Raw genomic sequence first — 19,216 nt, forward strand, 5'->3', positions numbered from 1 at the left:
CTCCAATTCCAGAGCAATTCCTTGGGAAACCACCCCTCACCTTCCCGGAATTGGTCTACTTGCCGGCTTCTTCCACCTTCTCGGTCTTATCCTCGATCGAATGGCGCAGGATCAGCGGCATCTGGCTGAAGGTGAACAACAGCGTGATCGGCATGATGCCCCAGACCTTGAAGGTAACCCAGAAGTCGGTCGAAAAATTCCGCCACACCACTTCATTGGCAAGAGCCAGGAACAGGAAGAACAGGCCCCAGCGAAAGGTCAGCTTGCGCCAGCCTTCGGCATCGAGGCGAAAGGCCGAATCGAAGACATAGCCAAGCAGCGAGCGGCCGAAATACAGGCCGCCGAGCAGCACGCCGCCGAACAGCGTGTTGACGATGGTCGGTTTCATCTTGATGAAGACGTCGTCCTGCAGATAGAGCGTCAGCGCGCCGAAGATGAAGACGACGACGCCCGAAACCATCGGCATGATCGGCAAGGTGCGCATCAGCAGCCAGGAGGCAATCAGAGCGATTGCGGTCGCGGCCATGAACAGGCCGGTGGCGACGAAGATCGGCCCGCCGAATTCGGCCAGCACGGGGAATTTCTCGACCAGCCAGGCGCCGCGCGCATTGGCGAAGAAGAACACCATCAAGGGTCCGAGCTCCAGCACCAGCTTGAGCAGCGGATTGACGCTTTCTTTCTTCTTCTGCGGGTCGGACGGGTCGCGTTCGAGGATGGGAGGGTTCATGACTTCCTTCTGACGCATGATCGTGTCCAAAAAGCCGTCAGCTCTTCGAGATCATTGCCTGTTACGCTACGCCCGCGATCGCCCTGGCGAATTCGCTGGCTGAGAAAGGTTCGAGGTCGTCGACCTGTTCGCCGACGCCGATGAAATAGACCGGCAGTTTGTGTTTTGCCGCGATCGCCACCAGAATACCGCCGCGCGCCGTGCCGTCCAGCTTGGTCATCACCAGGCCGTTGACGCCGGCGACATTGCGGAAGATCTCGACCTGGTTGAGCGCGTTCTGGCCGGTGGTGGCGTCGACCGTCTGCAGCACGGTGTGCGGCGCTTCGGGGTCGAGCTTGCCCAGCACGCGGACGATCTTTTCCAGTTCGGCCATCAGTTCGGTCTTGTTCTGCAGCCGGCCGGCGGTGTCGATGATCAGCACGTCTGAGCCAGCCTCTTTCGCCTTCTCGAAGGCGTCGTAGGCGAGGCCGGCGGCATCGGCGCCGATCTTGGAGGCGATGACCGGCGACTTAGTCCGCTCGCCCCAGATCTTCAACTGCTCGATCGCGGCAGCGCGAAAGGTGTCGCCGGCGGCCAGCATTACCGACAAGCCGCCATCGGTCAGTTTTGCCGCCAGCTTGCCGATGGTGGTGGTCTTGCCGGTGCCGTTGACGCCGACCACGAGGATGACATGCGGCTTGTGCGAAAGGTCGAGCTCCAGCGGCATGGCGACATGGGTCAGCACCTTCTCCACCTCGGCCGCCATGATGGAGCGGACGTCGGCGTCCGAGACATCCTTGCCGTAACGGCTGGCAGCGAGCGCATCGGTGACGCGCAAGGCCGTTTCCAGGCCGAGATCGGCGCGGATCAGCACATCTTCCAGGTCCTGCAGCGTGTCCTCGTCCAGCTTCCGCTTGGTGAAGACGCCGGCAATGTTGCCGGTGAGCTCGCGCGACGACCGCGCCAGCCCGTCGCGCATGCGCTGGAACCAGGAGCGCCGCGGCGCCGGCTCCGGCGCTTTGACCGGCTCAGCCTTCTGCTCGACCTTCTTGGTGACGGTCACCTTGCCGGGAGCGGGCTTGGGCTCTGGCGAAGGTTGCGGGGCCGATTGCGGGATTGGTGCCGGCGCAGGTTTTACCTCCCCCTCGATGGGGGAGGTCCCGAGCGCAGCTCGGGGGTGGGGGTGACTGGCACCAACGTCAGCGCTCTCACCCCACCCCGCCGCTTCGCGTCGACCCTCCCCATCGAGGGGAGGGTGGGGCGTTGGCGCTTCTTCCTTCTCCCCGTCCCTATACGGGGAGAAGGTGCCTGCAGGCGGATGAGGGGCGGCGCTGGCTTCTGAGATCGGCTGCGCGGGAGACGGCGCCGGTGGCGGCACCTCGATCGGGGGCGCTTCGGCGGGAACCTCGGCCGGTGTCGGCACCTCGACAGGCGCTGGCTCAGGCAGCCTTTCCGGGCGCGACGGCTCGATCTCCGGCTCGGCCGGTGCCGGCGGCACCTCTTGCGGCTGCGGTTCAGGCTCAGGAGCGGCGGGCGACGCAGGAACTTCCTCCGGCGCCGGCGGCTCGGGTGCCTCCGGCACAGGCTGCGGCTCTTCTGCCGGCGCGGGCTCCGGCAGCGGTTCTGGCTCGGGTGGGACAACCGGCTCCGGCGGCTGCGGTTCCTCGACCGGCTCAGGCTCCGGCTTCGGCTCCTCGACAGGCGCTGGCTCGGGCTTCGGTTCTTCGGGTGCGGGCTGCGGCGCAGGCTTTACCGCCCCCTCGATGGGGGAGGTCCCAAGCGAAGCTTGGGGGTCGGGGTGACTGGCGCCGGCATCGGCGCCCCGCCCCGCCGCTTCGCGTCGACCCTCCCCATCGTGGGGAGGGTGGGGCGCTGGCGCCTCGGGCTCCGTCGCCGGTGTCGGCACAACTTCGGCTTCGGGCGCCTCGTCGCGCTTCAAAAACTCAGGTAGCGCCTGCTCCGCGGCCGGCTTCAGCGCCTCAAGCGCGTCCCATTTGATCGGCGGCAGCGGCGCGGTTTCGTCGACGCGCTCCTCGACGACTTCCTTCTTGCCGAACGAAAATATCTTCTTGAAAAAACCGGCCATGCTTTATCAGTCTCAGGCGGCGCGGGCGGTGAGCGGCGCCGCAAGCAGGCGCGCGCCGTCATGGCCGGTAATGGCGGCCTCGACGATCTCGCCCGGCGCACCGGCAGCGATGGCGGCCAGCGTAAACCCTTCGGTGCGGCCAAGGCCGTCGCGCTCGACCAGGATCGACTGGCGCGTTCCCGGCAGTGACGACAGATGGCGGCGATAGGCGGCTTCGCCGGCGGCGCGCAGCCTTGCGGCGCGCTGCTTCACCAGTTCGCGGCGGACCTGCGGCATGCGCGCGGCGGGCGTGCCTTCGCGCGGCGAGAACGGGAAGACATGCAGATGCGTCAGCCCGCACTCCTCGACGATTTTTATCGAATTCTCGAACATGTCCTCGGTCTCGGTCGGGAAGCCGGCGATGATGTCGGCGCCGAAGACGATGCCAGGGCGCAATTTGCGCACATCCTCGCAGAAGCGGATCGACTGGTCGCGCAAATGCCGGCGCTTCATGCGCTTCAAAATCATGTCGTCGCCCGACTGCAGCGACAGATGCAGATGTGGCATCAGCCTGGGCTCGGTGGCCATCGCATCGAGCAGGTCGTCGTCCGCTTCGATCGAATCGATGGAAGACAGCCGCAGCCGCTTCACGTCGGGCACTTGCTTGAGGATGGTCTTCACCAGCTTTCCGAGTTTCGGCGCGCCCGGCAGATCGGCGCCGAAAGACGTCATGTCGACGCCGGTCAGCACGATTTCGGCATAGCCGTTGCCGGCGAGCCTTTTGACCTGCTCGACCACGGCGCCCATTGGCACCGAGCGCGAATTGCCGCGGCCGTAGGGGATGATGCAGAAGGTGCAACGATGGTCGCAGCCATTCTGCACCTGCACGAAAGCGCGGGCCCGGCCCTCGATGGCGTCGACCATGTGGCCGGCGGTCTCGCGCACCGAAAAAATGTCGTTGACGCGCGCCTTCTCGGTGTCGTTGACGCCGAAATCCGGCAGCGCGCGGTAGGAGTTCGCCTTCAGCTTCTCCTCATTGCCGAGAACGAGGTCGACTTCGTCCATGGCGGCAAAATTCTGCGGTTCGGTCTGCGCAGCGCAGCCGGTGACGATGATGCGCGCCGCCGGGTGTTCGCGGCGGGCCTTGCGGATCGACTGCTTGGCCTGGCGCACCGCTTCCGAAGTGACGGCGCAGGTGTTGAAGATGATGGCGCCGCCTTTGAGCGCGCCGAGGCCGGCACGTTCCGCCTCACGCCGCATCACCTCGGACTCATAGGTGTTCAGCCGGCAGCCGAAGGTGACGACGTCTATGCCTTTTGCGTTGGCAAGACCAGACATCAGGCCGCGCTTTCGGTGTCGCGAGCCCAGCTTCCGGTCGACGGATCGAAACTGCCGGAAAACTCCCATTCGGCAGCGCCGGTCAGGATAACGTGGTCATCGTCGCGCCATTCGACATGCAGCGAGCCGCCGCCGGGCGTCATCAGCGTAACGCTGCGGCCGGTGCGCCGGGTGCGGGCAGCGGCGACCACGGAGGCGCAGGCAGCCGAGCCGCAGGCCTTGGTCAGGCCGGCGCCGCGCTCCCAGGTGCGGATGATCATCGTCTCCGGCGACGTCACCTGGGCGATGGTGATGTTGGCGCGCTCGGGAAAGATCGGGTGGTTTTCGAGCAGCGGGCCGAAACGCTCGAGCTCGTAGGACCAGACATCGCGGTCGACCCAGAAGATGGCGTGCGGGTTGCCCATCGAGAGAGCCGAAGGCGAATGCAGCACCGGCGCGTCGATCGGGCCGATCTGCAATTCGATCATGCGGGTGTCGCGAAACTCTTCCGCCAGCGGAATATCCTGCCAGCCGAAGCGCGGCGTGCCCATGTCGACCGAGATGGTGCCGTCAGCGTGCTCGACGGCGTTGAGGATGCCGGCGCGGGTCTCGAAGGTGAAGTTCTTCTGGCCGGTTTCGGCGGCCAGCGCCTGGACGACGCAGCGCATGCCGTTGCCGCAGGCCTGCGCGCTCGAGCCGTCGGAATTCAATATGTCGATGTAATAGGCGGTGCCAGGTGTGCGGGCGTCGTGGATGGCCATGATCTGGTCGAACCTGGTCGCCGCATCGGCGTTGAGCGCGACCGCCGACGACGCCATCACCCGGTCGGCACGACCACGCATGTCGGCAACAATGATCTCGTTGCCGATGCCGTTCATCTTGGCGAAGGGGGCCGTGCCTGCCATAGCTTCCAGTAGTTCCTGTCCGTTTTGCCGCTATATGGCGGAAACGGGCGGGAATTACCAGTGCGACGGGGTCTCAGGTCACGGCAAAGACGCCGAGCATGATCAGCAGGAAGATGACGAGAACGATGCCGATGAGGATGCGCGCGCCGGTGGCGGCGGCACCCGCCAGTGCCGGCATGCCGAGCAGGCTCGCGGCGGCGGCGACGATCAGAAGAATGATGATCCATTTGATCATGGAAGGGCTCCCGGCCAAATTGCGTTGCGCAAACAACGCGTTTCGACCCGTTGGGTTCCTTCCCTAAGCGTCCGGTACATCCCAGATTTCGCCCGGCCGCAAGGCGCGGAAGCGCTCGTGCGGAACACCCTCTGCCTCCAGCGCCTCGGCCAGTTTTCGAACCGGCTCGTCGACCGGTTCATCAGTGAGATGGAACGTGCCCCAGTGGCAGCCTGCGGCGTGAGCCGCGTTGCACAGCTGCATGCCTTGCACCGCCTCTTCCGGGTTCTGGTGCTGCGGCGCCATGAACCAGCGCGGCTCGTAGGCGCCGATCGGCAGGATGGCGAGGCGAAAGCCGCCATGCTTCTCAGCCATCAGCCGGTAATTGGCGCCGCCATGGAAGCCGGTATCGCCAGCGAAATAGATTTTTCCGGCGGGAGTTTCGACCACGAAGCCGGCCCACAGCGCCATGCGGCGGTCGCGCGCGCCACGTGCCGACCAGTGATGCACCGGCTCGACATGGACAGCGACATCGTTGCCGATGTCGACACGCTCGCCCCAGTCATGGGCGGTCAGCCGCATGCCGGGAATGGCTGCTTCTATGATGGCGTCGTTGCCGAGCGGCGTCAGCACAAGCGGGTCGTGCCTGGCCTTCAGCCGCTTGAGCGTGGCGAGGTCGAGATGGTCATAATGATTGTGGCTGACCAGCACCAGGTCGATCGGCGGCAGTTGGGAAAAGGCGATGCCTGGAGGATTGACGCGCCTGGGCCCGGCAAAGGAGAGCGGCGACGCGCGCGGCGACCACACCGGGTCGGTCAGGATGTTGACGCCGGCGGTCTGGATCAGCAGCGTGGAATGACCGACCATGGTCAGACGCAGCCCGCCGCTGTCGATGCGCGCCGCCGGCTCCGTTGGTTCAAACGGGCTTGGATTGGCTGCCGGCCATTTCGAACGCTCGCCGCTCAGCTGCCATTTGAGCAGATCGGTGAAGCGGCCGGGCATCTGGCCGTCGGGATTGAAGAAGAGAGTACCGTCGAAATGGTCGCTGGGCGGGCCGCTGTAATAGCGGTTGGCGGCTCTCTTTCTCGCGGCCAAGGTTTCGGCTCCGGCAGGTTTCTGTCCTTGCTAGATAGGGATGAGGGCCTCCGGCGCAAGCAGGTGCCGCTGTCGCAACCACTCTACCGGTTCGAACCGCGCTAGAGCCAAGGCACGCCCTCGTCCGCCAGCCATTTTGCGATAAATTTGCAACATTTCTTGCTGCAAACCCTATTTTAACCATATCGGGTTGAAATTTCGCCACCTTCTCCATCTTGGTGAGGGTGAGAGTGTGCGGACGGCTTCCCCCCAGCCGGATCCGACGGAGGTTGAAATGACTTTTTCGAGAAGCGGCCTGGTGGCCGTATCGCTGGCAGCGCTGTTTGCAAGCGGCTGTTCGACCTCGCGTTTTTCATCGATGGATGACCAGCAGCCGGCGCCGCTGCAGCCCGCGCCCGCCGGTACGGTGAGCGGAAGCCAGCTGCCGCCACCGGCAGCGCCGGGCACAACCGACCCGTCGCAATTCCCGACGGCGCCGGCCGGCACTCAGGTCGCCTCGCTGCCGCCGGATGGATCGGCGCCTGCGGGCGCCACCGACCTCACCGCGGCCAGCGTCGCCGGCGTCTGGAACGCCAGCGTTTCCGGACAGAGCTGCAAGGTGGCGACGCCACAGACCAAATTCGGCGCCGGCTATCGCGCCGGACCATTGCATTGCCCCGCACCGATCGACGGCATCAAGTCGTGGAACGTCGCCGGCAAGCAGCTGACGCTCTATGACGAGAATGGCGGCACGCTGGCGCGGCTCTATTCGTCGGGCGGTTCGAAATTCGACGGCCAGACTTCCACCGGCCTGCCGATTTCGCTTACAAGATAAGCTGCCTATCCCTAGACAGCGACGTGACCGATGCATCTGCGTGACGGCCTCCAGACCCATGCGACCGTCAGGCAGCGCTACGACCATCTGGTCGACACCGGCGCCATCGAACGCGATCCGGCGCAGGAGCGTATCGCCGCCGCACTCGACCGGCTGACCGATGAGATCTCGGTCAAGCGGCTGGCGCAGAAGTCGAGTGCGCTCGGCTGGCTGTTTGCCCGCAAGCGCGAGACGCGCGAGGTCGTCAAAGGCCTCTACATCCATGGTGGCGTCGGCCGCGGCAAGACCATGCTGATGGACATGTTCTTCGAACTGCTGCCGGTCCGCCGCAAGCGTCGTGTCCATTTCAACGACTTCATGGCCGATGTGCAGGACCGCATCCAGAAGCACCGGCAGGCGCGCAAGAACGGCGACGCCAAGGAGGACGATCCCATCCCGCCGGTGGCGCTCCAGCTTGCCGAACAGGCCTGGGTGCTGTGCTTCGATGAGTTTTCGGTCACCGACATTGCCGATGCGATGATCCTGTCGCGGCTGTTCTCGGCGCTGTTTGCCAATGGCGTGGTGCTGGTCGCCACCTCCAATGTCGCGCCCGAAAACCTCTATCGCGACGGGCTGAACCGCCAGCTCTTCCTGCCCTTCATCGGCATTCTCGAGCGCCACGCCCATGTGCTGACGCTTGACGCCGACAAGGACTACCGGCTGGAAAAACTCGCCCGCACGCCGGTCTATGTCACGCCGGCGGATGCCGAAGCCGACCGCGTGCTGGACGAGGCCTGGCAAGCGATGACACGCGGGGCGCCGGTCGCCGAAACCACCGTGGCAGTCAAGGGCAGGCAGGTGGCGGTGCCGGCCGCCGCCGGCAATGCTGCGCGGTTTTCCTTTGCCGATCTCTGCGAAAAGCCGCTCGGCGCGCGCGATTTCCTGGCCATTGCCGGCCGCTTCTCGACCATCTTCATCGATCACATCCCGGTGCTCGGCGAAGGCAGGCGCAACGAGGCCAAGCGCTTTATCCTGCTGATCGACACGCTCTACGATCATCACACGCGGTTGGTGGTGAGCGCCGCCGCGCCGCCGCCTGAGCTTTACACGGCCAAGCGCGGCGTCGAGGTGTTCGAATTCGAGCGCACGGCCTCGCGGCTGATAGACATGCAAAGCCGCGACTGGCTGGAAGACTGGGCGGAACGGCAGAAGGCGCAGAAGCCCGAAGGCAGGCATACCGAGCCTCCGGTCGCGATGGCCTAAGCCTTCAAGTGGGCGGCAAGGTTCCGGCAACAACCGTGTAGTGGTCGACGAATTCGGGCTTTTCCAGAAGGTAGTGATCGTCTTCGGGATAGTAGCGGGCCAGTTCGGGTGCATCCCCGGCAAAGCTTCGCACGGCGTCCATTGATGACCACCAGCTCAATGTGACGATCTCCGTCGAGCCATCGTCGCGATCGCGCATAAGCATCTGGAAACCGCGATTGCCGGCCGTAGCCGCGTAGTCGAGGCCTCCCGTCCTCTCGACATAGGCGGCATAGGCAACGCGATCCTGAGTACGGATGACGGACGACCAGCGACGCAGAATGAGCGGTTCTGTCTCAGTCATGGCTAACCTCCCTGTTGTCGTGGCGGCATTCTAGAGCCTGTAGACATACATCACGAATGGCTCGGCTACTGAACCGCGCGATTCATAAAGCGCGCGCGCTGGAAAATTGTCGGGCTCGGTGCCGACCCAGGCTTCGCCGCAGCCTTGCTCGCGGCCAAGCGCGAACATGGCGTCCAAGATCTTTCGGGCGATGCCCTGGCGCTGGAAGGTCGGGGACACGCCGACCTCGTCGATGTAGAGTTCGCTGACCTTGTCGGGGTGGCGGTGGATGACGGCGGCGCACTGGCCGACGACGACATTTTCGGACAGTGCCACGATCATGAAATGGCCTGGTGCGGCGAGATAGGCGGCGAGCCTGTCGGGGCGCACCGGCTCGTCGAACACGTCTTCGGCGATCTGCTTCACAAGGGCGTCATCGCCGGCATATAGTCTTCTGATTTCCACGTTCATTGTGTAAAACCTCTCAAGTCGGCTTACAAACTTTGACGTTTACGTAAATCCCGATGTTTCTAACCGATTGAAATTATTCACTCGAAAATAATCGATTGAATATATTTTCCGCCGGGGCTACTGGATGCGGCGAAATTCGCGGTTCCGCAGCCTTCCGGCCTCTTCCTCGACGCCGTCAACCAGTTCGCCAGAGATTTGGGCGTCGTCACAGACAAAGGGAAAATTTCCTCACATGGCACGCAACAAGATAGCGCTTATCGGCTCCGGCATGATCGGCGGCACCCTCGCTCACATGATCGGCCTCAAGGACCTCGGCGACGTGGTGCTGTTCGATATTGCCGAGGGCATTCCGCAAGGCAAGGGGCTCGATATCGCGCAGTCTTCGCCGGTCGACGGCTTCGATTCCAGGCTGACCGGCGTCAATGATTATGCCGGCATCGAGGGTGCGGATGTCTGCATCGTCACCGCCGGCGTGCCGCGCAAGCCGGGCATGAGCCGCGACGATTTGCTCGGTATCAACCTGAAGGTCATGGAACAGGTCGGCGCCGGGCTGAAGAAGTACGCGCCCAAAGCCTTCGTCATCTGCATCACCAACCCGCTCGACGCCATGGTGTGGGCGCTGCAGAAGTTCTCCGGCCTGCCCAAGACGCATGTCGTCGGCATGGCCGGCGTGCTCGACAGCGCGCGCTTCCGCTATTTCCTGGCCGAAGAGTTCAAGGTCTCGGTCGAAGACGTCACCGCCTTCGTGCTCGGCGGCCACGGCGATTCCATGGTGCCGATGATCCGCTATTCGACGGTGTCGGGCATTCCGCTGCCCGATCTCATCAAGATGGGCTGGACCTCGAAGGAAAAGCTCGACCAGATCGTGCAGCGCACCCGCGACGGCGGCGCCGAGATCGTCGGCCTGCTCAAAACCGGCTCGGCCTTCTACGCGCCGGCCGCTTCGGCCATCTCGATGGCTGAATCCTATCTCAAGGACAAGAAGCGCGTGCTGCCTTGCGCCGCGCATCTCTCGGGCCAGTATGGCGTCAAGGGCACCTATGTCGGCGTTCCCGTGGTCATTGGCGCCGGCGGCGTCGAGCGCATCATCGAGATCGACCTCAACAAGAGCGAGCAGAAGATGTTCGACGCTTCGGTGGCGACGGTGCAGGGCCTGACCGAGGCCTGCGTCAAGATCGCCCCGCATCTCGCCTCGAAGTGATCCCCCGGAGACCATCCAGATGAACATCCATGAATATCAAGGCAAGGCGCTGCTGAAGAGCTTTGGCGCGCCGGTGGCCGAAGGCGTGCCGGTGTTCAAGGCGAGCGAGGCGGAAGCCGCGGCACAAGCGCTTCCCGGCCCGCTCTATGTGGTGAAGAGCCAGATTCATGCCGGCGGCCGCGGCAAGGGCAAGTTCAAGGAGCTTGGCCCGGACGCCAAGGGTGGCGTGCGGCTGGCGAAGTCGGTTGCCGACGTCGTCGCCAACGCCAATGAGATGCTTGGCCACACGCTCGTCACCAAGCAGACCGGCCCGGCCGGCAAGCAGGTCAACCGCCTCTATATCGAAGACGGCGCCGATATCGAGCGCGAGCTCTATCTGTCGATCCTGGTCGACCGCGCGGTCGGCCGCATCGCCTTCGTCGTCTCGACCGAAGGCGGCATGGACATTGAAGGCGTCGCCCACGACACGCCGGAAAAGATCATCACCCGCGCCATCGACCCGCTGGCCGGCGTGACGAGCATCGACGTCGACATATTGGTGGAAGCGCTGGGGCTCACTGGCGATGCCGCCAAGGATGCCGCCACGCTATTCCCGATCCTCTACAAGGCCTTCGTCGAAAAGGACATGAGCCTGCTCGAGGTCAACCCGCTGATCGTCATGAAGAACGGCCGGCTGCGCGTGCTCGACGCCAAAGTGTCGTTCGACAACAACGCTCTCTTCCGCCACCCCGAGCTGATGGAACTGCGCGACACCACCGAAGAGGACGAGAAGGAGATCGAGGCGTCGAAATACGACCTCGCTTATGTCGCGCTCGATGGCAATATCGGCTGCATGGTCAACGGCGCAGGCCTTGCCATGGCGACGATGGACATCATCAAGCTCTATGGCGCCGAACCCGCCAACTTCCTCGATGTCGGCGGTGGCGCGTCGAAGGAGAAGGTGACGGCGGCGTTCAAGATCATCACCAAGGACCCGGCGGTCAAAGGCATTTTGATCAACATCTTCGGCGGCATCATGAAGTGCGATATCATTGCCGAAGGCGTCATTGCCGCGGTCAAGGAAGTCGGCCTGCAAGTGCCGCTGGTGGTGCGGCTCGAAGGCACCAATGCCGAGCTCGGCAAGAAGATCATCAACGACAGCGGCCTCAATGTCGTGTCGGCCGATGATCTCGACGACGCAGCCAAGAAGATCGTGGCGGCGGTGAAGGGCTGAGCGGATGCCTCCGCGCAAGATAAACCTCGTCGAGGCGGCGGATCAGAAGATCACGAAGGTCTTCGATCCGCATATTGCCGGCGATGTCAATGACAGCCAGGCCAAGGTCGCCAAGTTTGGTGAGACCTTCGACTGGCATGCGCATGAGCATGAGGACGAGGCCTTCCTCGTGCTGCGCGGGCGCATCGCCATCGATTTCCGCGACGGTCCGGTCGAGCTTGGCGAGGGCGATTTCATTGTCGTGCCGAAGGGTGTCGAACACCGGCCGCGTTCGCTGACTGCGGAGCCGGTGGTGCTGATGTTCGAGCCGGCAACGACGCTCAACACCGGCAACGCCAAGAGCGACCTCACCGTGACCGACCTGAAGCGGCTCTGACCCATGAACGCGGCTTCCTTTTCCTCGCTCTCGGCCGATCACCAGCGCCTGCAGGCGCTGGTCGGCGCGTGGCGCGGCGAGGAAGAGGTGGCGGAAACGCAATGGGCCGATGGCGGCGCAGCGACGTCGGAAGTGCTGGCAGAGGCTGAGTTCGGCGGCCTGTTCGTGATGCAGCGCTATCGCCAGCGCCGCGACGGCACCGTCTCGTTCGGGTCGCACAGCGTGTTCGGCTTCGACCAGCAGAACAGCCTCGTCACCATGCATCAATTCGATTCGATGGGGTTTGTGCCGGCCTCGCCGGCCACAGGCATATGGAACGGCGATGATCTGGTTCTGGAGCGGTCGTCGCCGCGCGGCTCAGCGCGCGCGACGTACAGTTTCGACAATGCCGATGCCTACCGCATGCGACTGCATTTCAAACCTGCCGGCGTCGACAGCTGGCAAGACATGGTGAGCGGCGTCTACCGGCGCGTCTCGCCTTCCTCGATCAACGGTTTTTAGAAAAGGGCTCCGATGTCCATTCTCATCGACAAGAACACCAAGGTGCTGGTTCAGGGCCTGACCGGCAAGACCGGCACGTTCCACACCGAACAGGCGCTGGCCTATCACGGCACCAAGATGGTGGGCGGCATCCATCCCAAGAAGGGTGGCGAGACCTGGACCGGCGCCAAGGGCGAGACGCTCCCGATCTTCGCCTCGGTCGCCGAGGGCAAGGCCAAGACCGGCGCCAACGCCTCGGTCGTCTATGTGCCGCCGGCGGGCGCCGCCGAAGCCATCCTTGAAGCGATCGAGGCCGAAATTCCGCTGATCGTCTGCATCACCGAAGGCATTCCGGTGATGGACATGGTCAGGGTCAAGGCGCGGCTCGACCGCTCGACCTCACGGCTGATCGGGCCGAACTGCCCGGGCGTGCTCACCCCCGACGAATGCAAGATCGGCATCATGCCCGGAAACATCTTCCGCAAGGGCTCGGTCGGCGTTGTTTCGCGCTCGGGAACGCTTACCTATGAGGCGGTGTTCCAGACCACCAATGTCGGCCTCGGCCAGACCACCGCCGTCGGCATTGGCGGCGACCCCGTCAAAGGCACCGAGTTCATCGACGTGCTCGAGATGTTCCTCGCCGACGACGAGACCAAGTCGATCATCATGATCGGCGAGATCGGCGGTTCGGCCGAGGAAGACGCCGCGCAGTTCCTCAAGGACGAGGCCAAGCGCGGCCGCAAGAAACCGATGGCGGGCTTCATTGCCGGGCGAACCGCGCCGGCCGGCCGCACCATGGGCCATGCGGGCGCGGTCATCTCCGGCGGCAAGGGCGGCGCGGAAGACAAGATCGCGGCAATGGAATCGGCCGGCATCAAAGTATCGCCATCGCCGGCGCGACTTGGCACGACGCTGGTCGAGGCGATCAAGGGTTAGGGCAGTAAGGGAGTAGGGCAGTATGGCAGTAGGGGAATAAGACAGACGGGATAAGCGCGGCTTGCTTTCCTTACTGCCCTATTCCCCTACTGCCCTACTCCCCTCCAACAAAGGAGACGGAGCCAGGCTCCGCAGACAAAAATGGCAAGACAAGATCAGGCCAACGACCAGTTTTCGCTCACCTCTTTCCTCTATGGCGGCAATGCCGACTATATCGACGCGCTCTACGCGTCCTATGAGGATGATCCGGAGTCGGTAAACCCCGAATGGCAGGACTTCTTCGCGGCGCTGAAGGACGACGCCGGCGATGTGCGCAAGAACGCCAAGGGCGCCTCCTGGGCAAAGCCCTCCTGGCCGCTGCAGGCCAATGGCGAGCTGGTGTCGGCGCTCGACGGCAATTGGGGCCTGGTCGAGAGGACGGTCGAAAAGAAGGTCAAGGACAGAGCGGTCACCAACGGCGTCGTGCTGTCGGATGCCGACGTGCACCAGGCGACGCGCGATTCGGTGCGCGCCATCATGATGATCCGCGCCTACCGCATGCGCGGCCATCTGCACGCCAATCTGGATCCGCTCGGCATCGCCAAGCCGCTCGAGGACTATAACGAGCTGTCGCCGGAGAATTACGGTTTTACATCAGCCGACTACGACCGGCCGATCTTCCTCGACAATGTGCTCGGCCTCGAATTCGGCACCATCCGGCAGATGCTGGAGATCCTCACTCGCACCTATTGCTCGACGCTCGGCGTCGAGTTCATGCACATCTCCGATCCCGAGGAGAAGGCCTGGATCCAGGCCCGCATCGAAGGCACCGACAAGGAGATCTCCTTCACCGCCACCGGCAAGAAGGCGATCCTGCAGAAGCTGGTCGAGGCTGAAGGCTTCGAGCAATTCATCGACGTCAAGTACAAGGGCACCAAGCGCTTCGGCCTCGATGGCAGCGAAGGCCTGATCCCGGCCCTAGAGCAGATCATCAAGCGCGGCGGCCAGCTCGGCATGAAGGAGATCGTGCTCGGCATGGCGCATCGCGGCCGGCTCAACGTGCTGTCGCAGGTGATGGCCAAGCCGCACCGCGCCATCTTCCACGAGTTCAAGGGCGGCTCTGCCGCTCCCGACGAGGTCGAGGGCTCGGGCGACGTCAAGTACCATCTCGGCGCTTCGTCGGACCGCGAGTTCGACGGCAACAAGGTGCATCTGTCCTTGACCGCCAACCCTTCGCATCTGGAAATCGTCGACCCGGTGGTGATGGGCAAGGCGCGCGCCAAGCAGGACTATCTGTTCGGCCGCAGCCGCGAGGAGATCGTGCCGCTGGAAGAGCGCGCCAAGGTGCTGCCGCTGCTTCTGCACGGCGACGCCGCCTTCGCCGGACAGGGCGTGATCGCCGAAATCCTCGGCCTGTCGGGCCTGCGCGGCCATCGCGTCGCCGGCACGCTGCATTTCATCATCAACAACCAGATCGGCTTTACCACCAATCCGCGCTTCTCGCGCTCGTCGCCCTACCCGTCCGACGTCGCCAAGATGATCGAGGCGCCGATCTTTCACGTCAATGGCGACGATCCGGAAGCCACGGTCCACGCCGCCAAGGTGGCGATCGAATTCCGCATGAAGTTCCACAAGCCGGTGGTCGTGGACATGTTCTGCTATCGCCGCTTCGGCCACAACGAGGGCGACGAGCCGGCCTTCACCCAGCCGATCATGTACTCCAACATCCGCAACCATAAGACAACGGTGCAGATCTATGGCGACCGGCTGATCGCCGAGGGCCACATCACCCAGGCCGAACTCGACAAGATGAAGGCCGACTGGCGCGCGCATCTGGAATCGGAATGGGAAGTCGGCCAGCACTACAAGCCCAACAAGGCCGACTGGCTGGATGGTGCTTGGTCGGGCCTGCGCACCGCCGACAACCAGGACGAACAGCGCCGCGGCAAGACCGCCGTACCGGTCAAGGTGCTGAAGGAGATGGGCAAGAAGCTGACCGAGGTGCCGAAGGGTTTCGAGGCGCACAAGACCATTATCCGCTTCCTCGAAAACCGCCGCCAGGCGATCGAATCCGGCGAAGGCATCGACTGGTCGACGGCCGAGGCACTGGCTTTCGGCGCCATCCTGCTCGACGGCAACCCGATCCGGTTGTCGGGCCAGGATTCCGAGCGCGGCACCTTCTCGCAGCGCCATTCGGTGCTCTACGACCAGCGCGACGAGACCCGCTACATCCCGCTCAACAATCTGTCGGCGGCGCAGGCGGGCTACGAAGTCATCAACTCGATGCTGTCGGAAGAGGCGGTGCTCGGCTTTGAATATGGCTACAGCCTGGCTGAGCCGAAGGCGCTGACCCTGTGGGAAGCGCAGTTCGGCGATTTCGCCAACGGCGCCCAGGTCGTGTTCGACCAGTTCATCTCCAGCGGTGAGCGCAAGTGGCTGCGCATGTCGGGCCTGGTCTGCCTGCTGCCGCATGGCTATGAGGGCCAGGGTCCGGAGCATTCCTCGGCGCGTCTCGAACGCTTCCTGCAGCTCTGCGCCGAAGACAATATGCAAGTCGCCAACTGCACGACGCCGGCTAACTACTTCCACATCCTGCGCCGCCAGCTGAAGCGCGATTTCCGCAAGCCGCTGATCCTGATGACGCCGAAGTCGCTGCTGCGCCACAAGCGGGCGGTGTCGACGCTGCCGGAGATTTCGGGCGAAAGCTCGTTCCACCGGCTGCTGTGGGACGATGCCCAGCTGCTGCAGAACCAGGCGATCAAGCTGGTCAAGGATTCCAAGATCCGCCGCGTCGTGCTGTGCTCGGGCAAGGTCTATTACGACCTCTATGAGGAGCGCGAGAAGCGCGGCATCAACGATATCTATCTGCTGCGCGTCGAACAGCTCTATCCGTTCCCGGCCAAGGCGCTGATCACCGAATTGTCGCGTTTCCGCAACGCCGAGATGGTGTGGTGCCAGGAAGAGCCGAAGAACATGGGCGCCTGGTCGTTCATCGATCCGTATCTGGAATGGGTGCTTGCGCATATCGACGCCAAGCATCAGCGGGTGCGCTACACCGGACGTCCGGCGGCGGCATCGCCGGCGACCGGATTGATGTCGAAGCATTTGGCGCAGCTCGCCGCCCTGCTCGAAGACGCGCTTGGTGAGTAAAGCAGAATTGGGCGAATAGCTCGGCACACAGAACAGACAGAGAAGAAACGGACAGGCACAATGGCTACCGAAATCCGCGTTCCCACTCTCGGCGAATCCGTCACCGAGGCGACCATCGGCAAGTGGTTCAAGAAGGTCGGCGATGCCATTGCCGTCGACGAGCCGCTGGTCGAGCTCGAAACCGACAAGGTGACGGTGGAAGTGCCTGCCGCTGCTGCCGGCACGCTGGGCGAGATCACCGCCAAGGAAGGTGAGACCGTCGGCGTCGGCGCGCTGCTGGGGTCGATCTCGGCCGGCGGAGCCGCCGCCGCACCTGCAAACAAGCAGGAGGCCAAGCCGCAGGCCGTCTCGCAGGCTTCGAGTCCGGACGCCGCGCATACCACCAAGCAGGCCGCCGCCGAGACGGCCAAGATCGCGGGCGATGCAGGCCCGGTCGAGCCCCGCACCATGCCGCCGGCGCCGGCTGCCGCAAAGCTGATCGCCGAGGCCAATCTGTCGGTCGACCAGGTGTCCGGCTCGGGCAAGCGCGGCCAGGTGCTGAAGGGCGATGTGCTCGACGCGATTTCCAAGGGCGCACCGTCGCAGCCGGCTGAAACGCCGAGAGCCGCACCGGCGCCCGTCGCGGTGCGCGCGCCCTCCTCCGGTGACGATGCCTCGCGTGAAGAACGCGTGCGCATGACCAAGCTGCGCCAGACCATCGCGCGCCGACTGAAGGAAGCGCAGTCGACCGCCGCCATGCTGACCACCTTCAACGAGGTCGACATGTCAGCGGTGATGGCGCTCAGGACCAAGTACAAGGACATCTTCGAGAAGAAGCACGGCGTGAAGCTCGGCTTCATGGGCTTCTTCACCAAGGCGGTCACCCACGCCTTGAAGGAGATTCCCTCGGTCAATGCCGAGATCGACGGCACCGACATCATCTTCAAGAACTATGCCCATATCGGCGTCGCCGTCGGCACCGAAAAGGGCCTCGTCGTGCCGGTGGTGCGCGATGCCGACCAGATGTCGATTGCCGAGATCGAGAAGGACATCGGCCGGCTGGGCATTGCCGCGCGTGACGGCAAGCTGTCGGTCGCCGACATGCAGGGCGGCACGTTTACGATTTCCAACGGCGGCGTTTACGGCTCGCTGATGTCGACGCCGATCCTCAATGCGCCGCAGTCGGGCATTCTGGGCATGCACAAGATCCAGGACCGGCCCGTCGTGGTCGGCGGCCAGATCGTCATCCGGCCCATGATGTATCTGGCGCTCAGCTACGATCACCGCATCGTCGACGGCAAGGAAGCGGTGACCTTCCTGGTCCGCGTAAAGGACAGCCTGGAAGATCCGGAACGGCTGGTGCTTGATCTCTAGAGGCTGGTCGGTTTTGAGCCGGGGAAAGGACTGCGCCGCCGCATGACGACCCATTCCTCGCGCTTCCGGTCCGGAATGGTTTTCACGGCAGTGTGTGCGGTCGGCGTCACGCAAGCTGTATCGACAGCCCATGCCGCCTGCCCGCTGGCGCTTGCCGTCTATGGCGATGCCGAGAGCGATGCCGGCATCGATTTCCGGCCAACGATGGGTGCGGCCACCGTCACCAACGCCTTCAAGATGGCGCTCGACAAGGGCGTCGTGCTCGACGGCATCGTCATGTGGACATCAGGTGTTTCGCGGCCGCACGGATCGCTGATGTACAAATGCCCGACCGGCGACGTCACCGGCGACGAGCTTGCCTACTGCACGGTCTGGCAGGGCGTGATCTACAGCGCCGACGACAGAGGCAACATCGCGCTTCTGGCGGCGGAAGGCACGGACGCACCGCAGAGCCTGATTTTTCCCGATCTCGGGCCATCGCTGCAAATGTCGTCGGCCTTCGGCGCCAACGGTTTCTCGAAACTGCCGTGGGATGTGTTTCTGCTGAAAGGTTGTCAGGAATGAGCGCGGCCATGAAGGTTCTTCTGGTCACTGGCGGCAGCCGCGGCATCGGCGCGGCCACCTGCCGGCTTGCGGCGAAGGCCGGCTACCGCGTGGCGGTCAACTACGCTTCGAACGAGGCGGCCGCCAGGGCGCTGGTCGCCGAGATCGAGGCGGCGGGCGGCGAGGCTTTTGCCGTCAAGGGCGACGTCGGCGTCGAAGCCGACATCGTCGCCATGTTCGAAGCCGTCGATCGCGGCTATGGCCGACTCGACGCGCTAGTCAACAATGCCGGCGTCGTCGACGTCAAGGCGCGCGTCGACGAGATGAGCCTGGCGCGGCTGGAACGCATGATGCGCATCAATGTCATCGGCTCGTTTGTGTGTGCGCGTGAGGCGATCAGGCGCATGTCGACGAAGAATGGCGGCCAGGGCGGCGCCATCGTCAACATCTCGTCGGCGGCGTCGTTACACGGTTCGCCCGGCGAATATGTCGACTACGCCGCGTCCAAGGCGGCGATCGACACCTTCACGCTCGGACTGGCGCGTGAAGTCGCGACTGAAGGCGTGCGCGTCAACGCGATACGGCCGGGCATCATCGACACAGAGATCCACGCCTCCGGCGGCCAGCCAGACCGGGTCGAGCGGTTCCGCGACATGCTGCCGATGAAACGCGCCGGCACGGCGGATGAAGTCGCGCATGCGGTTCTCTATCTTTTGTCGGATGAAGCGTCCTATACGACAGGCGCGATCCTGAATGTTAGCGGCGGCCGCTGAAGGCCACAAATCAAAGGGATAGAGCATGATGGTCTCCGAAAACCGCTTCACACTTTTCGGC

19 protein-coding genes are annotated in these 19,216 nt (G+C 64.0%); 11 read left to right on the top strand and 8 right to left on the bottom strand.

The genetic code is table 11. The features are described 5' to 3' along the window. Positions 1–55: 55 nt before the first annotated feature. The 6 genes from AC04SH_RS04785 to AC04SH_RS04810 all read right to left on the bottom strand — a co-directional run bounded on the left by AC04SH_RS04785 (position 56) and on the right by AC04SH_RS04810 (position 6,302). A complete protein-coding gene (locus AC04SH_RS04785) occupies positions 56–727 on the bottom strand; it encodes a septation protein A (RefSeq protein ID WP_112560237.1) in 672 nt (223 codons plus the stop codon). A 61-nt stretch (positions 728–788) separates the two neighbouring features. After that, positions 789–2,792 carry a signal recognition particle-docking protein FtsY gene (ftsY, locus tag AC04SH_RS04790; RefSeq protein ID WP_488574119.1) on the bottom strand — a complete coding sequence of 668 codons (2,004 nt, stop codon included), beginning with the start codon at positions 2,790–2,792 and terminating at the stop codon, positions 789–791. Positions 2,793–2,804: 12 nt separating this feature from the next. Next, on the bottom strand, positions 2,805–4,109 hold the full coding sequence (gene mtaB / locus AC04SH_RS04795; protein WP_488574120.1) for a tRNA (N(6)-L-threonylcarbamoyladenosine(37)-C(2))-methylthiotransferase MtaB: 1,305 nt from the start codon (positions 4,107–4,109) through the stop codon (positions 2,805–2,807). Further along, a complete protein-coding gene (gene dapF, locus AC04SH_RS04800; protein WP_488574121.1) occupies positions 4,109–4,993 on the bottom strand; it encodes a diaminopimelate epimerase in 885 nt (294 codons plus the stop codon). Before dapF ends, mtaB begins: the two co-directional genes overlap by 1 nt. Positions 4,994–5,066: 73 nt before the next feature. After that, the gene (locus AC04SH_RS04805) at positions 5,067–5,228 is read right to left on the bottom strand and encodes a DUF1328 domain-containing protein (RefSeq protein WP_488574122.1); all 162 of its coding nucleotides are present in this window, start codon (positions 5,226–5,228) and stop codon (positions 5,067–5,069) included. A 63-nt stretch (positions 5,229–5,291) separates the two neighbouring features. Beyond that, positions 5,292–6,302 carry an MBL fold metallo-hydrolase gene (locus AC04SH_RS04810; protein WP_488574123.1) on the bottom strand — a complete coding sequence of 337 codons (1,011 nt, stop codon included), beginning with the start codon at positions 6,300–6,302 and terminating at the stop codon, positions 5,292–5,294. Between the two features lie 274 nt (positions 6,303–6,576). Here AC04SH_RS04810 and AC04SH_RS04815 point away from each other — a divergent pair, with 274 nt between their 5' ends. Further along, positions 6,577–7,116 (top strand): AprI/Inh family metalloprotease inhibitor, encoded by a 540-nt coding sequence (locus tag AC04SH_RS04815; protein WP_112560096.1) that lies wholly within the window; start codon positions 6,577–6,579, stop codon positions 7,114–7,116. A 30-nt stretch (positions 7,117–7,146) separates the two neighbouring features. Further along, entirely contained in the window at positions 7,147–8,358 is a 1,212-nt protein-coding gene (zapE, locus tag AC04SH_RS04820) for a cell division protein ZapE (protein ID WP_488574124.1), read from the top strand. A gap of 4 nt (positions 8,359–8,362) precedes the next feature. Here zapE and AC04SH_RS04825 read toward each other — a convergent pair whose 3' ends face one another. Further along, positions 8,363–8,701: a hypothetical protein gene (locus AC04SH_RS04825; RefSeq protein ID WP_488574125.1), complete on the bottom strand. Its 339-nt coding sequence runs from the start codon at positions 8,699–8,701 to the stop codon at positions 8,363–8,365. Between the two features lie 30 nt (positions 8,702–8,731). Further along, entirely contained in the window at positions 8,732–9,151 is a 420-nt protein-coding gene (locus tag AC04SH_RS04830; protein WP_488574126.1) for a GNAT family N-acetyltransferase, read from the bottom strand. 232 nt (positions 9,152–9,383) lie between these two features. Between AC04SH_RS04830 and mdh the strand changes: the two genes are divergently transcribed. The 9 genes from mdh to AC04SH_RS04875 all read left to right on the top strand — a co-directional run bounded on the left by mdh (position 9,384) and on the right by AC04SH_RS04875 (position 19,155). Continuing rightward, entirely contained in the window at positions 9,384–10,352 is a 969-nt protein-coding gene (gene mdh / locus AC04SH_RS04835) for a malate dehydrogenase (RefSeq protein ID WP_112560100.1), read from the top strand. 19 nt (positions 10,353–10,371) lie between these two features. Beyond that, entirely contained in the window at positions 10,372–11,565 is a 1,194-nt protein-coding gene (gene sucC, locus AC04SH_RS04840; protein ID WP_203280382.1) for an ADP-forming succinate--CoA ligase subunit beta, read from the top strand. Positions 11,566–11,569: 4 nt separating this feature from the next. Beyond that, a complete protein-coding gene (locus tag AC04SH_RS04845) occupies positions 11,570–11,941 on the top strand; it encodes a cupin domain-containing protein (protein WP_488574127.1) in 372 nt (123 codons plus the stop codon). Positions 11,942–11,944: 3 nt separating this feature from the next. Continuing rightward, positions 11,945–12,442: a DUF1579 family protein gene (locus AC04SH_RS04850; RefSeq protein WP_488574128.1), complete on the top strand. Its 498-nt coding sequence runs from the start codon at positions 11,945–11,947 to the stop codon at positions 12,440–12,442. 12 nt (positions 12,443–12,454) lie between these two features. Beyond that, entirely contained in the window at positions 12,455–13,357 is a 903-nt protein-coding gene (sucD, locus tag AC04SH_RS04855; protein WP_477235587.1) for a succinate--CoA ligase subunit alpha, read from the top strand. A gap of 141 nt (positions 13,358–13,498) precedes the next feature. Then, the gene (locus AC04SH_RS04860; RefSeq protein ID WP_488574129.1) at positions 13,499–16,486 is read left to right on the top strand and encodes a 2-oxoglutarate dehydrogenase E1 component; all 2,988 of its coding nucleotides are present in this window, start codon (positions 13,499–13,501) and stop codon (positions 16,484–16,486) included. A gap of 60 nt (positions 16,487–16,546) precedes the next feature. After that, positions 16,547–17,839 (top strand): 2-oxoglutarate dehydrogenase complex dihydrolipoyllysine-residue succinyltransferase, encoded by a 1,293-nt coding sequence (gene odhB / locus AC04SH_RS04865; protein WP_488574130.1) that lies wholly within the window; start codon positions 16,547–16,549, stop codon positions 17,837–17,839. Positions 17,840–17,914: 75 nt separating this feature from the next. Further along, entirely contained in the window at positions 17,915–18,403 is a 489-nt protein-coding gene (locus AC04SH_RS04870; RefSeq protein WP_488574252.1) for a hypothetical protein, read from the top strand. Continuing rightward, entirely contained in the window at positions 18,400–19,155 is a 756-nt protein-coding gene (locus AC04SH_RS04875) for an SDR family oxidoreductase (protein WP_488574131.1), read from the top strand. Before AC04SH_RS04870 ends, AC04SH_RS04875 begins: the two co-directional genes overlap by 4 nt. The last annotated feature ends 61 nt before the right edge of the window (positions 19,156–19,216 follow it).

The sequence above is a fragment of the Mesorhizobium sp. CNPSo 4688 genome (assembly GCF_057784295.1).

Excerpts from the sequence above, each read along its gene's own strand:
- AC04SH_RS04785 (WP_112560237.1), bottom strand. The coding sequence starts at position 727 with ATGAACCCTCCCATCCTCGAACGCGACCCGTCCGACCCGCAGAAGAAG.
- ftsY (WP_488574119.1), bottom strand. The coding sequence starts at position 2,792 with ATGGCCGGTTTTTTCAAGAAGATATTTTCGTTCGGCAAGAAGGAAGTC.
- mtaB (WP_488574120.1), bottom strand. The coding sequence starts at position 4,109 with ATGTCTGGTCTTGCCAACGCAAAAGGCATAGACGTCGTCACCTTCGGC.
- dapF (WP_488574121.1), bottom strand. The coding sequence starts at position 4,993 with ATGGCAGGCACGGCCCCCTTCGCCAAGATGAACGGCATCGGCAACGAG.
- AC04SH_RS04805 (WP_488574122.1), bottom strand. The coding sequence starts at position 5,228 with ATGATCAAATGGATCATCATTCTTCTGATCGTCGCCGCCGCCGCGAGC.
- AC04SH_RS04815 (WP_112560096.1), top strand. The coding sequence starts at position 6,577 with ATGACTTTTTCGAGAAGCGGCCTGGTGGCCGTATCGCTGGCAGCGCTG.
- zapE (WP_488574124.1), top strand. The coding sequence starts at position 7,147 with ATGCATCTGCGTGACGGCCTCCAGACCCATGCGACCGTCAGGCAGCGC.
- AC04SH_RS04825 (WP_488574125.1), bottom strand. The coding sequence starts at position 8,701 with ATGACTGAGACAGAACCGCTCATTCTGCGTCGCTGGTCGTCCGTCATC.
- AC04SH_RS04830 (WP_488574126.1), bottom strand. The coding sequence starts at position 9,151 with ATGAACGTGGAAATCAGAAGACTATATGCCGGCGATGACGCCCTTGTG.
- mdh (WP_112560100.1), top strand. The coding sequence starts at position 9,384 with ATGGCACGCAACAAGATAGCGCTTATCGGCTCCGGCATGATCGGCGGC.
- sucC (WP_203280382.1), top strand. The coding sequence starts at position 10,372 with ATGAACATCCATGAATATCAAGGCAAGGCGCTGCTGAAGAGCTTTGGC.
- AC04SH_RS04845 (WP_488574127.1), top strand. The coding sequence starts at position 11,570 with ATGCCTCCGCGCAAGATAAACCTCGTCGAGGCGGCGGATCAGAAGATC.
- AC04SH_RS04850 (WP_488574128.1), top strand. The coding sequence starts at position 11,945 with ATGAACGCGGCTTCCTTTTCCTCGCTCTCGGCCGATCACCAGCGCCTG.
- sucD (WP_477235587.1), top strand. The coding sequence starts at position 12,455 with ATGTCCATTCTCATCGACAAGAACACCAAGGTGCTGGTTCAGGGCCTG.
- AC04SH_RS04860 (WP_488574129.1), top strand. The coding sequence starts at position 13,499 with ATGGCAAGACAAGATCAGGCCAACGACCAGTTTTCGCTCACCTCTTTC.
- odhB (WP_488574130.1), top strand. The coding sequence starts at position 16,547 with ATGGCTACCGAAATCCGCGTTCCCACTCTCGGCGAATCCGTCACCGAG.
- AC04SH_RS04870 (WP_488574252.1), top strand. The coding sequence starts at position 17,915 with ATGGTTTTCACGGCAGTGTGTGCGGTCGGCGTCACGCAAGCTGTATCG.
- AC04SH_RS04875 (WP_488574131.1), top strand. The coding sequence starts at position 18,400 with ATGAGCGCGGCCATGAAGGTTCTTCTGGTCACTGGCGGCAGCCGCGGC.